The organism is Leclercia adecarboxylata (assembly GCF_006171285.1).
GTDB classification, from domain to species: domain Bacteria; phylum Pseudomonadota; class Gammaproteobacteria; order Enterobacterales; family Enterobacteriaceae; genus Enterobacter; species Enterobacter barmai.
The window spans coordinates 4,924,232-4,936,545 of sequence record NZ_CP040889.1; the positions used below are offsets into that span (position 1 = coordinate 4,924,232).

At 55.5% G+C, this 12,314-nt stretch carries 16 protein-coding genes and 1 pseudogene; 13 read left to right on the forward strand and 4 right to left on the reverse strand.

Features of this window, described 5'->3' with window-relative positions:
- Positions 1-2: 2 nt before the first annotated feature.
- The 6 genes from trpCF to FHN83_RS25280 all read left to right on the forward strand — a co-directional run bounded on the left by trpCF (position 3) and on the right by FHN83_RS25280 (position 5,347).
- On the forward strand, positions 3-1,361 hold the full coding sequence (trpCF, locus tag FHN83_RS25255) for a bifunctional indole-3-glycerol-phosphate synthase TrpC/phosphoribosylanthranilate isomerase TrpF (protein WP_139565330.1): 1,359 nt from the start codon (positions 3-5) through the stop codon (positions 1,359-1,361).
- Positions 1,362-1,371: 10 nt separating this feature from the next.
- The gene (gene trpB / locus FHN83_RS25260; protein ID WP_139565331.1) at positions 1,372-2,565 is read left to right on the forward strand and encodes a tryptophan synthase subunit beta; all 1,194 of its coding nucleotides are present in this window, start codon (positions 1,372-1,374) and stop codon (positions 2,563-2,565) included.
- On the forward strand, positions 2,565-3,374 hold the full coding sequence (gene trpA / locus FHN83_RS25265) for a tryptophan synthase subunit alpha (protein ID WP_139565332.1): 810 nt from the start codon (positions 2,565-2,567) through the stop codon (positions 3,372-3,374). The genes trpB and trpA overlap by 1 nt, the downstream gene beginning before the upstream one ends.
- Positions 3,375-3,530: 156 nt before the next feature.
- Positions 3,531-4,742, forward strand: coding sequence for a selenium metabolism membrane protein YedE/FdhT (gene yedE / locus FHN83_RS25270; protein ID WP_039030670.1), 1,212 nt, complete (start codon positions 3,531-3,533; stop codon positions 4,740-4,742).
- Positions 4,739-4,972 carry a sulfurtransferase-like selenium metabolism protein YedF gene (gene yedF / locus FHN83_RS25275; RefSeq protein ID WP_039030671.1) on the forward strand — a complete coding sequence of 78 codons (234 nt, stop codon included), beginning with the start codon at positions 4,739-4,741 and terminating at the stop codon, positions 4,970-4,972. The genes yedE and yedF overlap by 4 nt, the downstream gene beginning before the upstream one ends.
- 102 nt (positions 4,973-5,074) lie before the next feature.
- Positions 5,075-5,347, forward strand: a complete 273-nt coding sequence (locus tag FHN83_RS25280) for a DUF883 family protein (protein WP_052246198.1) — start codon at positions 5,075-5,077, stop codon at positions 5,345-5,347.
- Positions 5,348-5,379: 32 nt separating this feature from the next.
- Here FHN83_RS25280 and ompW read toward each other — a convergent pair whose 3' ends face one another.
- Positions 5,380-6,012 (reverse strand): outer membrane protein OmpW, encoded by a 633-nt coding sequence (gene ompW, locus FHN83_RS25285; protein ID WP_039030672.1) that lies wholly within the window; start codon positions 6,010-6,012, stop codon positions 5,380-5,382.
- A gap of 221 nt (positions 6,013-6,233) precedes the next feature.
- On the opposite strand from ompW, the pseudogene FHN83_RS25290 reads away from it, so the two are divergent.
- From FHN83_RS25290 to yciA, 4 genes and pseudogenes are all read left to right on the forward strand, one after another.
- Positions 6,234-6,326 (forward strand): annotated as a pseudogene (locus tag FHN83_RS25290) (YkgJ family cysteine cluster protein); the annotation flags it as partial.
- A 25-nt stretch (positions 6,327-6,351) separates the two neighbouring features.
- Positions 6,352-7,095, forward strand: a complete 744-nt coding sequence (locus FHN83_RS25295) for a YciC family protein (RefSeq protein ID WP_039030673.1) — start codon at positions 6,352-6,354, stop codon at positions 7,093-7,095.
- Between the two features lie 56 nt (positions 7,096-7,151).
- Entirely contained in the window at positions 7,152-7,691 is a 540-nt protein-coding gene (locus tag FHN83_RS25300) for a septation protein A (RefSeq protein WP_039030674.1), read from the forward strand.
- Positions 7,692-7,746: 55 nt separating this feature from the next.
- Positions 7,747-8,142, forward strand: coding sequence for an acyl-CoA thioester hydrolase YciA (yciA, locus tag FHN83_RS25305; RefSeq protein ID WP_139565333.1), 396 nt, complete (start codon positions 7,747-7,749; stop codon positions 8,140-8,142).
- A gap of 30 nt (positions 8,143-8,172) precedes the next feature.
- Here the strand turns inward: yciA and tonB are convergent, their stop codons facing one another.
- Complete coding sequence (tonB, locus tag FHN83_RS25310; RefSeq protein WP_138369256.1) at positions 8,173-8,904, reverse strand: TonB system transport protein TonB; 732 nt, start codon at positions 8,902-8,904, stop codon at positions 8,173-8,175.
- Positions 8,905-9,125: 221 nt separating this feature from the next.
- Between tonB and FHN83_RS25315 the strand changes: the two genes are divergently transcribed.
- Positions 9,126-9,422: a YciI family protein gene (locus FHN83_RS25315; protein WP_032611245.1), complete on the forward strand. Its 297-nt coding sequence runs from the start codon at positions 9,126-9,128 to the stop codon at positions 9,420-9,422.
- Between the two features lie 36 nt (positions 9,423-9,458).
- Here the strand turns inward: FHN83_RS25315 and leuE are convergent, their stop codons facing one another.
- A complete protein-coding gene (gene leuE, locus FHN83_RS25320; RefSeq protein ID WP_138369214.1) occupies positions 9,459-10,094 on the reverse strand; it encodes a leucine efflux protein LeuE in 636 nt (211 codons plus the stop codon).
- A gap of 70 nt (positions 10,095-10,164) precedes the next feature.
- Positions 10,165-10,338: a YciY family protein gene (locus tag FHN83_RS25325; RefSeq protein WP_098946243.1), complete on the reverse strand. Its 174-nt coding sequence runs from the start codon at positions 10,336-10,338 to the stop codon at positions 10,165-10,167.
- 142 nt (positions 10,339-10,480) lie between these two features.
- On the opposite strand from FHN83_RS25325, the gene cls reads away from it, so the two are divergent.
- Positions 10,481-11,941 carry a cardiolipin synthase gene (cls, locus tag FHN83_RS25330; RefSeq protein ID WP_039030676.1) on the forward strand — a complete coding sequence of 487 codons (1,461 nt, stop codon included), beginning with the start codon at positions 10,481-10,483 and terminating at the stop codon, positions 11,939-11,941.
- 32 nt (positions 11,942-11,973) lie between these two features.
- On the forward strand, positions 11,974-12,303 hold the full coding sequence (locus FHN83_RS25335) for an HI1450 family dsDNA-mimic protein (RefSeq protein WP_039030677.1): 330 nt from the start codon (positions 11,974-11,976) through the stop codon (positions 12,301-12,303).
- Positions 12,304-12,314 lie beyond the last annotated feature (11 nt).

A 12,314-nucleotide genomic window follows, 5' to 3' on the forward strand; every position in this document is an offset into this window, starting at 1 on the left:
CAATGCAGACCGTATTAGCGAAAATCGTTGCCGATAAGGCCATCTGGGTTGAAGCGCGGAAACAGCAGCAGCCGCTCGCCAGTTTCCAGAATGACGTGGTGCCGAGCAGCCGTCGTTTTTATGATGCCCTGCAGGGCGCGCGCACCGCATTTATCCTTGAGTGCAAAAAGGCCTCGCCGTCAAAAGGGGAGATCCGCGACGATTTCGACCCGGCGAAGATCGCCGCCATCTATAAGCACCACGCTTCGGCGATTTCGGTGCTGACCGATGAGAAATATTTCCAGGGAAGTTTTGATTTTCTGCCCATCGTCAGCGGCATCGCGCCGCAGCCGATTTTGTGCAAAGACTTTATTATCGACCCGTATCAGATCTGGCTGGCGCGTTTTTATCAGGCCGATGCCTGCCTGCTGATGCTCTCGGTGCTTGATGACGAGCAGTACCGCCAGCTCGCTGCGGTGGCGCACAGCCTGAAGATGGGCGTGCTGACCGAAGTGAGCAACGAAGAGGAGCTGGAGCGTGCTATCGCGCTTGAGGCCAAAGTCGTCGGCATCAACAACCGCGACCTGCGCGATCTCTCCATCGACCTGAACCGCACCCGCCAGCTGGCGCCACGTCTGGGCGCAGGCGTGACGGTCATCAGCGAGTCCGGCATCAACAATTATGCCCAGGTTCGCGAGCTGAGCCATTTCGCCAACGGCTTCCTGATTGGTTCGGCGATGATGGAGCAGGACGATCTCAGCGCGGCGGTACGTCGCGTGTTGCTGGGTGAAAATAAGGTCTGCGGCCTGACGCGCCCGCAGGATGCCGCAGCGGCTTATGAAGCAGGCGCGATTTATGGCGGGCTGATCTTTGTTGATGCCTCCCCGCGCAATGTGTGCGTTTCGCAGGCGCGCGAGGTAATCGCTGCAGCCCCGTTGCAGTACGTGGGCGTGTTCCGTAATGCCGCGATCGACAGGGTGGCAGAGGTTGCAGACCAGCTCTCCCTCACCGCCGTTCAGCTGCACGGTAGCGAGGACCAGAGCTATATCGATGCCCTACGCCAGACGCTGAAACCGCAGGTGCAAATCTGGAAAGCCCTGAGCGTGGCGGACAACCTGCCGCCGCGCACGCTCAATCATGTTGATAAATATGTTCTGGATAACGGCCAGGGCGGAACCGGGCAGCGTTTTGACTGGTCGCTGCTTAACGGTGAGAAGCTGGATAACGTCCTGCTCGCCGGTGGTTTAAGCCCGGACAACTGCGTTGAAGCCGCCAAAGCAGGCTGCGCAGGTCTCGATTTTAATTCAGGCGTTGAGTCGCAGCCGGGCATAAAAGATGCCAGCAAACTGGCTTCGGTGTTCAAAACGCTGCGTGCATATTAAGGAAGAGAAGATGACCACATTATTAAACCCCTATTTTGGTGAGTTCGGCGGCATGTATGTGCCGCAGATCCTGATGCCCGCCCTGCGCCAGCTGGAAGAAGCCTTTGTCAGTGCACAAAAAGATCCGCTCTTCCAGGCTGAGTTTACCGACCTGCTGAAAAACTACGCCGGTCGTCCAACGGCCCTGACCAAATGCCGTAACCTGACGGCGGGCACCAACACTACGCTGTATCTGAAGCGTGAGGATCTGCTCCACGGCGGCGCGCATAAAACCAACCAGGTGTTAGGCCAGGCATTGCTGGCAAAACGGATGGGTAAAACCGAAATCATCGCCGAAACTGGTGCCGGACAGCACGGTGTGGCGTCGGCGCTGGCCAGCGCCCTGCTCGGTCTGAAATGCCGTATCTACATGGGGGCAAAAGACGTTGAGCGTCAGTCACCTAACGTCTTCCGTATGCGTCTGATGGGCGCGGAAGTGATCCCGGTGTACAGCGGCTCGGCCACCCTGAAAGATGCCTGTAACGAAGCGCTACGCGACTGGTCCGGTAACTATGAAAACGCGCACTATATGCTGGGCACCGCTGCGGGTCCGCACCCGTTCCCGACCATCGTGCGTGAATTCCAGCGCATGATCGGGGAAGAGACCAAAGCGCAGATCCTTGAAAAAGAGGGGCGTCTGCCGGATGCGGTGATTGCCTGCGTGGGCGGCGGCTCAAACGCCATCGGCATGTTTGCCGATTTCATCGATGACACCAGCGTGGGGCTGATTGGCGTTGAGCCTGCCGGTCACGGCATCGAAACCGGTGAACACGGCGCACCGCTGAAGCACGGTCGCGTGGGCATCTACTTCGGCATGAAAGCGCCGATGATGCAGACTGACGAAGGCCAGATCGAAGAGTCGTACTCTATCTCTGCCGGACTGGACTTCCCGTCCGTCGGACCACAGCACGCCTATCTGAACAGCATTGGTCGCGCCGAGTACGTCTCTATTACCGATGACGAAGCGCTGGAAGCGTTCAAAACCCTGTGCCGTAAGGAGGGGATCATCCCGGCGCTGGAGTCCTCCCACGCCCTGGCCCATGCCCTGAAAATGATCCAGGACAACCCGGAAAAAGAGCAACTGCTGGTGGTGAACCTTTCCGGTCGCGGTGATAAAGACATCTTCACCGTTCACGATATTCTGAAAGCACGAGGGGAAATTTGATGGAACGTTACGATAACGTGTTTGCTGAACTCAAGGCCCGCAAGGAAGGCGCGTTTGTTCCCTTCGTAACGCTGGGCGACCCCTCTCCTGAGCAGTCGCTGAAGATTATCGACGCCCTGGTTGAGGCGGGTGCCGACGCGCTGGAGCTGGGCATTCCCTTCTCCGATCCGCTGGCCGATGGCCCGACCATCCAGAGTGCCACCCTGCGCGCCTTTGCCGCAGGCGTAACACCCACCCAGTGCTTCGAGATGCTGGCGTCCATTCGTCAGAAATACCCGGCTATTCCCATTGGCCTGCTGATGTACGCCAACCTGGTCTTTAACCGTGGGATCGACGAATTTTACGCCGAGTGCGCCCGCGTGGGCGTGGATTCGGTGCTGGTCGCCGATGTGCCGGTTGAGGAGTCTGCACCGTTCCGCCAGGCGGCGATGCGTCATAACGTCGCGCCGATCTTTATCTGTCCGCCAAACGCCGACGACGAACTGCTGCGCCAGATTGCGTCCCACGGTCGCGGATATACCTATCTGCTGTCGCGTGCTGGCGTAACGGGTGCGGAAAACAAAGCCGCCCTGCCGCTGCACCATCTGGTGGAAAAACTGGCGGAATACAACGCCGCACCGCCGCTGCAGGGCTTTGGCATTTCGGCACCTGAGCAGGTTACTGCCGCACTGGGTGCCGGAGCTGCCGGGGCTATTTCCGGTTCAGCGATTGTCAAAATTATCGAGAACAACGTCGATAAGCCCGAGCAGATGTTGAGCGAGCTGAAATCCTTCGTCAGTGCCATGAAAGCAGCCACCCGTCCGCAATAATGGAATCGCCGTCTGGTTTTGCCAGACGGCTTCATGCATAAATTGATCCCTTCGAGCTTTAACGCATTTAACACTTCCCAAAATAGTTTCCCGGCGTATTATCCCCCCGTCTTATAAGTCTTCCTCCTTAATCCTTCTGAGTTCAGAGGTTTAACTATGTCATGGCACCACTTTAAGCAGGCTTATTTAATTAAGTTCTGGTCACCTGTTCCTGCGGTTATCGCTGCGGGGATCCTCTCCACCTACTATTTCGGCATTACCGGCACCTTCTGGGCGGTCACCGGCGAATTTACCCGCTGGGGCGGACAACTGCTGCAGCTGGCTGGCGTTCACACCCAAGAGTGGGGTTATTACAAACTGATTCACCTTGAAGGTACTCCGCTCACCCGCATCGACGGCATGATGATAATCGGCATGTTCGGCGGCTGTTTTGCTGCAGCGCTGTGGGCAAACAACGTCAAGCTGCGCATGCCGCACAGCCGGATCCGCATCGCCCAGGCGGTTATCGGGGGCATTATCGCCGGGTTTGGCGCGCGTCTGGCGATGGGCTGCAACCTGGCCGCCTTCTTCACCGGGATCCCGCAGTTCTCCCTGCACGCCTGGTTCTTTGCTCTGGCCACCGCCGTGGGCTCGTACTTTGGCGCGCGCTTTACCCTGCTGCCCCTGTTCCGAATTCCCGTCAAAATGCAAAAAGTGAGCGCCGCTTCGCCGTTAACCCAGAAACCGGATCAGGCGCGCCGTCGTTTTCGCCTCGGGATGCTGGTCTTCTTCGGCATGCTGGCCTGGGCGCTCTGTACCGCACTCAATCAGCCTAAGCTAGGTCTGGCGATGCTGTTCGGCGTCGGCTTTGGCCTGCTGATTGAACGGGCGCAGATCTGCTTTACCTCGGCGTTTCGCGACATGTGGATCACCGGCCGTACCATGATGGCGAAAGCGATCATTGCCGGGATGGCGGTGAGCGCCATCGGGATCTTCAGCTACGTCCAGCTGGGCGTTGAGCCGAAGATCATGTGGGCTGGACCGAATGCCGTCATCGGCGGACTGCTGTTTGGCTTCGGGATTGTGCTGGCAGGCGGGTGTGAAACCGGCTGGATGTATCGCGCGGTCGAAGGCCAGGTGCACTACTGGTGGGTCGGTCTCGGTAACGTCATTGGCTCCACCCTGCTGGCCTATTACTGGGATGATTTATCGCCCGCGCTGGCGACGAACTGGGATAAGGTGAACCTTCTCAACACCTTTGGTCCACTGGGGGGACTGCTGGTGACCTACCTTTTGCTGATGATCGCCTTTTTACTGGTGCTGGCGCAGGAAAAGCGCTTTTTCCGTCGCGCTGCCGTGAAAACTGAAATCCGTGAGGAAGCCGCATGAAAGAGATCGTACCCGACTACCGCCTCGATATGGTGGGTGAACCCTGCCCTTACCCGGCTGTCGCCACTCTTGAGGCGATGCCGCAGTTGAAGAAAGGCGAGATCCTGGAGGTGGTGAGCGACTGTCCGCAGTCCATCAACAACATCCCGCTCGATGCGAAAAACCACGGCTATACCGTGCTGGATATTCAGCAGGATGGGCCGACTATCCGCTATCTGATCCAGAAGTAATGTCAGGGTGGTGACAGGCCACCCCTTTAAGTATTAATCCCATTTTATTCAGCATCTCCCCGTGGCGTCTATGCTTTACATTGACTACAAAAGGAGATCGTTATGTCAGACCATAATCTTGATAATGATGCACAATATGCTGGTGAAAAGGCCAAGAACAAGCTGGATGAAGCGGCCGGTGCTGCACAGCAGCAGTTTGGTGAATTTGTTGATTCACCAAAACATCAGTTGAAGGGTGCCGGACGTAAATATGCTGCACAGGCCAGCGACGTGGTGACTGAGGTTACCGACGCGGTGAAAAATAATCCGCTTACCGGCCTCATTGCCGCAGGTGCGGTGGGTATTGTCCTTGGCCTGTTGTTGGGTCGTAAATAAAAGACAGAAGGCCCTTCGGGGCCTTCTTTACGTCAGAAGCGATATCCCGCCGAGAACATAAACACCCAAGGATCCAGACGGGTGCTGATACTTTGTTGCTCCCCACCTGCTTTGAAACGGACGTCGGTATCAATATCCATGTACCAGACCGAGGCGTTAATTAACCAGTCGCGGTTAATCAGATAGTCCAGCCCCACCTGTCCCGCCATACCCCAGGAATCCTTCAGGCTCAGGTCAGAGAGACCCGCCGCTTTACCGGTGTCGTTAAACTTCTCATCAAAGAAGGTGGTGTAGTTGACCCCGGCACCCACATAGGGGCGAACCTTGCTCCCGGCATCGCCGAAATACCACTGCGCCATCAGGGTGGGCGGCAGATGGTGAACCGTGGCGATATCTCCGGTTGGGCCCGTCCCTACCCGGTGACGAAACGGCGTGGCCGCCAGCAGTTCAACGCCGACGTTGTCGGTGGCCATCCAGGTGAAGGTCATCCCGGCCTGGGTATTGTTACTGACGTTAAAACCGCCTAAACCCAGAACATTTTCCGAGCCTTCCGTAGGACGTACCGTGGCGGTCCCCAGGCGGAAGAAGAACTCACCTGCTTCATGGGCAATTGCACTGCCGGAAAGCGTACCCAGAATCAGTGCTGCGAGCGCTGCTTTTTTCATATCCATTCCCTCGTTATGGTTTTATTGGCGACGGGAATATACCTACAAATGATTAATCATGATCCAATCGGGATCACATTGAATTCAGAGATTTAACATTCATTGATCTAAATTAATTTTTTCGGTCGCGGGCAAAAATTGGTAGTGGCCGCCTGGATCAATTTTGCTTTTTCAGGCAAACAGAGCACAGTGCGATAACAACCGTGCAAAATTACAGCGGGGGATTACGGGCGCTTTACAAAGATATGCTTTTCCATACAAGGCTTGATACTGCCACCGTACAGTTATCCAGGGTACAATTGCCCGCTAATTAACACCTGCAATACTCAAGGAGAGTGCATGTCTATCACGGCGAAGTCTGTCTACCGTGACACGGGGAATTTTTTCCGCAATCAGTTCCTTACCTTTTTACTGATTGCCTTGTTGTGCGCATTTATCACGGTGGTACTTGGTCATGCCTTTTCGCCGAGTGAGGAGCAGATTGCCAGCCTGAGCGAAGGCGATCAGATTGCCAGCAGCGTCGGGCTGTTTGAGATGGTGCAGAACATGACCCCTGAGCAGCAGCAGATCCTGTTGCGGGCTTCGGCGGCCTCGACCTTTTCAGGCTTAATCGGTAATGCCATTCTCGCCGGCGGCGTGCTGCTGATGATCCAGCTGGTGTCTGCCGGACAGCGCGTCAGCGCTCTACGGGCCATTGGGGCCAGCGCGCCGCTGCTGCCAAAACTGTTTATCCTGATCTTTTTAACCACCATGCTGGTGCAGTTAGGGATTATGCTGGTGGTAGTGCCGGGCGTGCTGCTGGCCATCGTGCTTGCCTTCGCGCCCGTGATGGTAGTACAGGACCGCATGGGGATTTTTGTCGCCATGCGTAGCAGCATCCGGCTGGCATGGTCTAATATGCGTCTGGTTGCCCCGGCGGTGATGAGTTGGCTGCTGGCTAAAACCCTGCTGCTGCTGTTTGCACCGAATCTTGCCGTTCTGACGCCTAACGTCGGTGCTGTGGTGGCAAATACGCTGAGCAATCTGATCTCCGCAGTCCTGCTCGTCTATTTGTTCCGCCTGTACACGTTAATCCGCCAGTAATTTTTCTGATGGCCTGAGCATCACGCGCAGGCCATCGCTGATGATGGAATAGAAGAATGAAGCAGTTTCTTGATTTTTTACCCCTGGTTGTCTTTTTTGCCTTCTACAAGCTGTATGACATTTACGCGGCCACTACTGCCCTGATCGTCGCCACCGCGGTGGTGCTGATTTACAGCTGGGTGCGCTACCGCAAGGTGGAAAAGATGGCCCTGATCACCTTCGTGCTGGTGGCCTTCTTTGGCGGACTGACGGTCTTTTTCCACAACGACGAGTTCATCAAGTGGAAAGTGACCGTCATCTACGTGCTGTTTGCCGGTGCGCTGCTGTTCAGCCAGTGGGTCATGAAAAAGCCCCTTATTCAGCGCATGCTGGGTAAAGAGCTGGCGCTCCCGCAGGTCGTCTGGTCACGTCTGAATATCGCCTGGGCGGTGTTCTTTATTCTTTGCGGCCTGGCGAATATCTATATCGCCTTCTGGTTGCCACAGAATATCTGGGTCAACTTCAAAGTGTTCGGGCTGACCGCACTGACGCTGATTTTCACCCTGCTGAGCGGCATCTACATCTATCGTCATATGCCGCAGGATGATAAGAACTGATCTTCCGGCCAGCACAACTCACGCGCTGGCCACATCGTTACAAGCAGAGAAAAGAATGACTACACAAGAAGCCCCTCAGGGTGAACTGGTTTTACGCACACTTGCAATGCCCGCCGACACCAATGCGAACGGCGATATTTTTGGCGGCTGGTTGATGTCGCAGATGGATATGGGCGGGGCCATTCTTGCTAAAGAGATTGCACACGGCCGCGTGGTGACGGTCCGGGTCGACGGGATGACCTTTTTACGCCCTGTGGCCGTGGGAGATGTGGTCTGCTGCTACGCGCGCTGCGTGAAGCGTGGGAATACCTCGGTGTCGATAAATATCGAGGTGTGGGTGAAGAAGGTCTCTTCAGAACCTATCGGTCAGCGTTATAAAGCCACCGAAGCGCTGTTTATTTATGTGGCGGTGGACAGCGAAGGTAAACCTCGCCCGTTACCTCAGGTCTAAAAAAAGCCTCCCGATTGGGAGGCTTTTTTATTATTCCATCTGTGCCCCGCCGTTCAGGCGGAAGACAATATTCACGATCAGCCCGCTGCCTGGCTTACCGGCTTCATAACGCCATTTGCGCATCGCGGTTTTCACTTCACGCTCAAACATATTCGACGGCTGTGCGGAGAGGATCTGCACATTATCTACGCGTCCGTCGGCGGTAACGTCAAATTTCACCCGTACACGGCCTTCAATACGTAATGCCTGAGCTCGCGCCGGGTATTGCGGCTGGTTACGGCTCAACGCGCGTGGACCTGCCGGGGCCGCTGCTACCGGCTTCGCGGTGGCGGGCGAAGAGTTCATGACCGGGCGAGCCGGGGCCGCTCGCTCAACGGGCTGGGTGGTGCGTGGCTCAACCGGGCGCTCTTCACGCTTCGGACGCTCCTCCACCTTTTTCACCGGTTTTGGTTTTGGCTTCGGTTTTGGCTTGGGCTCCGGCTTATGAATCACTACAGGCGCTTCTTTAGGCGGTTCAGGAACGATTTCAGGTTCCGGTTCCGGCTCGGGTTCAGGCTCTGCAACAGGTTCCGGTGGTGGCGCCACCTGCACGGGCTCCAGCTCCGCAGGTGTTACCATGGTCACAGAAATCGGCTGCGCGGGCGCTGGCATTTCAATAACCTGATGTACCGATGTGTAAAGCAGACCCGCCACGACGGCTCCGTGAATGCCGACGGACAACAGCGTCGGCCAGGGAAAGCGGCGAGGTAAATCAAGGGTCATTGAAGTCATAATCGTTTCAGTTAAAAAGCCAGGCCTCGATTTTAAATGCAAATAGCAATCATATTCAATAAGCCAGTTAAACTTCGCCCGATTTAACCGTTCAGCTGGCGAAAAAAGGCACGTGTTAAGAAGGGTTTTAACATTGTCGCTATCTTTGCGTTGCAGTCACCTGTACTTTCACATAACGTAATTCCCACTTTTATCGGTTAAGGAGCTCCGCTGTGCTTTATGTGATTTTTGCTGCAGATGTTGCTGATTCTCTGGAAAAACGCCTCTCCGTACGCCCTGCCCATCTTGCGCGCTTACAGCTGCTGCATGACGAAGGCAGATTACTGACCGCAGGGCCAATGCCTGCTGTAGACAGCAATGATCCGGGTGCGGCAGGATTTACCGGCTCGACGGTAATTGCCGAGTTTGAATCTCTCGAAGCGGCACAGGCCTGGGCCCAGGACGACCCCTATGTGGCAGCAGGCGTGTATGATAACGTCGTGGTGAAGCCGTTTAAAAAAGTTTTCTAGGATAAAAAAAGGCTCCGCACCGGGAGCCTTTTCTCATCAGTTCAGCGATGCCAGCCGCGCCGCGAACCCAACAAACAGTAAACCAATCAAGCCATTTCCCAGCTTCGCCAGTTTCTTTTTGGTTTTCAGGTAGCGCGTCACAAAGGCTCCGGAGAAGATCAGGAAGCTCATATAGACAAAACTGATGATTTCCAGCGTGACCGCGAGGATCATAAAGGCTACGCCGGTATGCTTCGCCTGAACATCAATAAACTGTACGAAGAACGAGACATAGAACAGGATCGCCTTCGGGTTGGTCATGCTCAGCACCAGCGAGCGTTTCATTATTGTTTTGGCTGGTTCAAGACCGCCCGCTTCGCCCTGCTGATTATGCCTTATCACTGACCAGAGCATCTTGCCGCCCAGCCATAACAGATAGAATGCCCCAAGATAGCGAACAATATTAAACAGCATCGGTGTGGTCTGGATCAGCGCAGCCACGCCCGCCCAGGCCAGAAACATCAGCACCGCATCGCCGATAAACACGCCGCTGGCGGCCAGATAGCCCTTTTTCACGCCGTGACCAATACCGGTCTTTAAGACAAACAGGGTATTTGGACCTGGCACCAGCACGATAAAAATAGCCCCAACGACATAAGTCCAGAAATTCAGTACACCCAAATCCGCAAACACCTCATCCTCCTTTTCGAAATAGCGAATCATATAAAAACATCGGGCACCTCTGAGGGTGCCCTTGTGTCATTCAGTAATCCTGAACGGCGAACAGCAACGCATTGCGATGACGGTTCATACTGCACTTTCTGATGGCGTGGATACGCATATTACGGCGGGATTGTGCTTCCAGCCAACGCGCTTTGCGACGACCTGTCTGTCGCAACATGCGCCAGCGCCCTACTTCTGTTCTACTGCGCTTCATGTTAACAACTCTTCCCAAAACAGAACGCTCATTATAGTCCCTTGCCTGCGTCAGACCAGTGCTTTTATCTGGCGTTTTTATTTGCCAGAAAAATCCTGACGCGTAAACTCATAACAATACGCTTTCAAAAGGATTTTTTATTATGACAACCTTCTACACCGTGGTGAGTTGGCTGCTCATTCTGGGATACTGGCTGCTCATCGCGGGGGTAACATTACGCATCCTGATGAAGCGCAGAGCCGTTCCTTCTGCCATGGCATGGCTGTTGATTATCTATATCCTGCCGCTGGTCGGTATTATTGCGTATTTATCCTTTGGCGAACTTCACCTCGGCAAACGTCGGGCAGAGCGCGCACGGGCGATGTGGCCTTCGACTGCGAAGTGGCTTAACGATCTCAAATCCTGCAAACATATCTTCGCCGAAGAGAACAGTGACGTCGCCGCGTCATTATTCAAGCTCTGCGAACGCCGCCAGGGCATTGCCGGGGTGAAAGGCAATCAGCTGCAGCTGATGACCACCTCCGATGACGTCATGAACGCGCTAATCCGCGATATACAGCTGGCGCGGCATAATATTGAGATGGTGTTCTACATCTGGCAGCCCGGCGGCATGGCCGATCAGGTAGCGGAATCGCTGATGGCCGCCGCGCGTCGCGGTATCCACTGCCGCTTAATGCTCGACTCCGCCGGGAGTGTGACCTTTTTTCGCAGCAACTGGGCATCAATGATGCGCAATGCCGGTGTGGAAGTGGTCGAAGCCTTAAAGGTCAATCTGATGCGTGTGTTCCTGCGCAGGATGGATCTGCGTCAGCACCGCAAAATGGTGCTGATCGACAACTACATTGCCTATACCGGCAGCATGAATATGGTCGACCCGCGCTTCTTTAAACAGGATGCCGGCGTGGGCCAGTGGGTCGATCTGATGGCGCGCATGGAGGGCCCGGTCGCCACCGCGATGGGGATTGTCTACTCCTGCGACTGGGAAATCGAAACCGGCAAACGCATTCTGCCTCCGCCGCCGGATGCCAACATCATGCCGTTTGAGCAGGCCAGCGGACACACTATCCACACCATTGCCTCCGGCCCGGGCTTTCCGGAAGATCTGATCCACCAGGCGCTGCTGACCGCAGCCTATTCCGCCCGTGAATACCTGATCATGACCACCCCCTACTTCGTGCCGAGCGACGATCTGCTGCACGCCATCTGTACCGCCGCCCAGCGTGGGGTCGATGTGAGTATCATCCTGCCGCGCAAGAACGATTCGGTGCTGGTGGGCTGGGCCAGCCGGGCGTTCTTCAGTGAACTGCTGGCGGCCGGGGTGAAGATTTATCAGTTCGAAGGTGGGCTGCTGCACACCAAGAGCGTGCTGGTCGACGGCGAACTCAGTCTGGTAGGAACCGTGAACCTGGATATGCGCAGCCTGTGGCTCAACTTTGAGATCACCCTGGTGATCGACGATGCCGGTTTTGGCGGCGATTTGGCCGCCGTGCAGGACGACTATATCTCCCGCTCCCGCCTGTTGGATGCCCGTTTGTGGATGAAAAGACCGCTGTGGCAGCGAATTGCCGAACGACTGTTTTACTTCTTTAGTCCGTTGCTGTAAAACGTGCCCAACGATGTTAAAAGGTAGTCATCATGGAAATGGATCTGAACAATCGCCTGACCGAAGACGAAACGCTCGAGCAGGCCTACGATATCTTTCTTGAACTGGCCGTCGATAATCTCGATCCGGCTGACGTCATTCTCTTTAATCTGCAGTTTGAAGAGCGTGGCGGTGCCGAGCTGTTCGACCCGTCTGAAGACTGGGCTGAACATGTCGATTTCGACCTGAACCCGGATTTCTTCGCCGAGGTGGTGATTGGCCTGGCGGATACCGACGGCGGTGAAATCAACGACATCTTTGCCCGCGTCCTTCTGTGTCGCGAGAAAGACCACAAGCTGTGCCACATACTCTGGCGCGAGTAAAATCTGGCGCG

Bases quoted from the DNA above. Each gene is read 5' to 3' on its own strand.
- yciA (WP_139565333.1), top strand. From the start codon at position 7,747: ATGACTACACAAGAAGCCCCTCAGGGTGAACTGGTTTTACGCACACTT.
- trpA (WP_139565332.1), top strand. From the start codon at position 2,565: ATGGAACGTTACGATAACGTGTTTGCTGAACTCAAGGCCCGCAAGGAA.
- yedE (WP_039030670.1), top strand. From the start codon at position 3,531: ATGTCATGGCACCACTTTAAGCAGGCTTATTTAATTAAGTTCTGGTCA.
- yedF (WP_039030671.1), top strand. From the start codon at position 4,739: ATGAAAGAGATCGTACCCGACTACCGCCTCGATATGGTGGGTGAACCC.
- tonB (WP_138369256.1), bottom strand. From the start codon at position 8,904: ATGACCCTTGATTTACCTCGCCGCTTTCCCTGGCCGACGCTGTTGTCC.
- FHN83_RS25325 (WP_098946243.1), bottom strand. From the start codon at position 10,338: ATGAAGCGCAGTAGAACAGAAGTAGGGCGCTGGCGCATGTTGCGACAG.
- FHN83_RS25335 (WP_039030677.1), top strand. From the start codon at position 11,974: ATGGAAATGGATCTGAACAATCGCCTGACCGAAGACGAAACGCTCGAG.
- trpB (WP_139565331.1), top strand. From the start codon at position 1,372: ATGACCACATTATTAAACCCCTATTTTGGTGAGTTCGGCGGCATGTAT.
- ompW (WP_039030672.1), bottom strand. From the start codon at position 6,012: ATGAAAAAAGCAGCGCTCGCAGCACTGATTCTGGGTACGCTTTCCGGC.
- trpCF (WP_139565330.1), top strand. From the start codon at position 3: ATGCAGACCGTATTAGCGAAAATCGTTGCCGATAAGGCCATCTGGGTT.
- FHN83_RS25280 (WP_052246198.1), top strand. From the start codon at position 5,075: ATGTCAGACCATAATCTTGATAATGATGCACAATATGCTGGTGAAAAG.
- FHN83_RS25295 (WP_039030673.1), top strand. From the start codon at position 6,352: ATGTCTATCACGGCGAAGTCTGTCTACCGTGACACGGGGAATTTTTTC.
- cls (WP_039030676.1), top strand. From the start codon at position 10,481: ATGACAACCTTCTACACCGTGGTGAGTTGGCTGCTCATTCTGGGATAC.
- FHN83_RS25300 (WP_039030674.1), top strand. From the start codon at position 7,152: ATGAAGCAGTTTCTTGATTTTTTACCCCTGGTTGTCTTTTTTGCCTTC.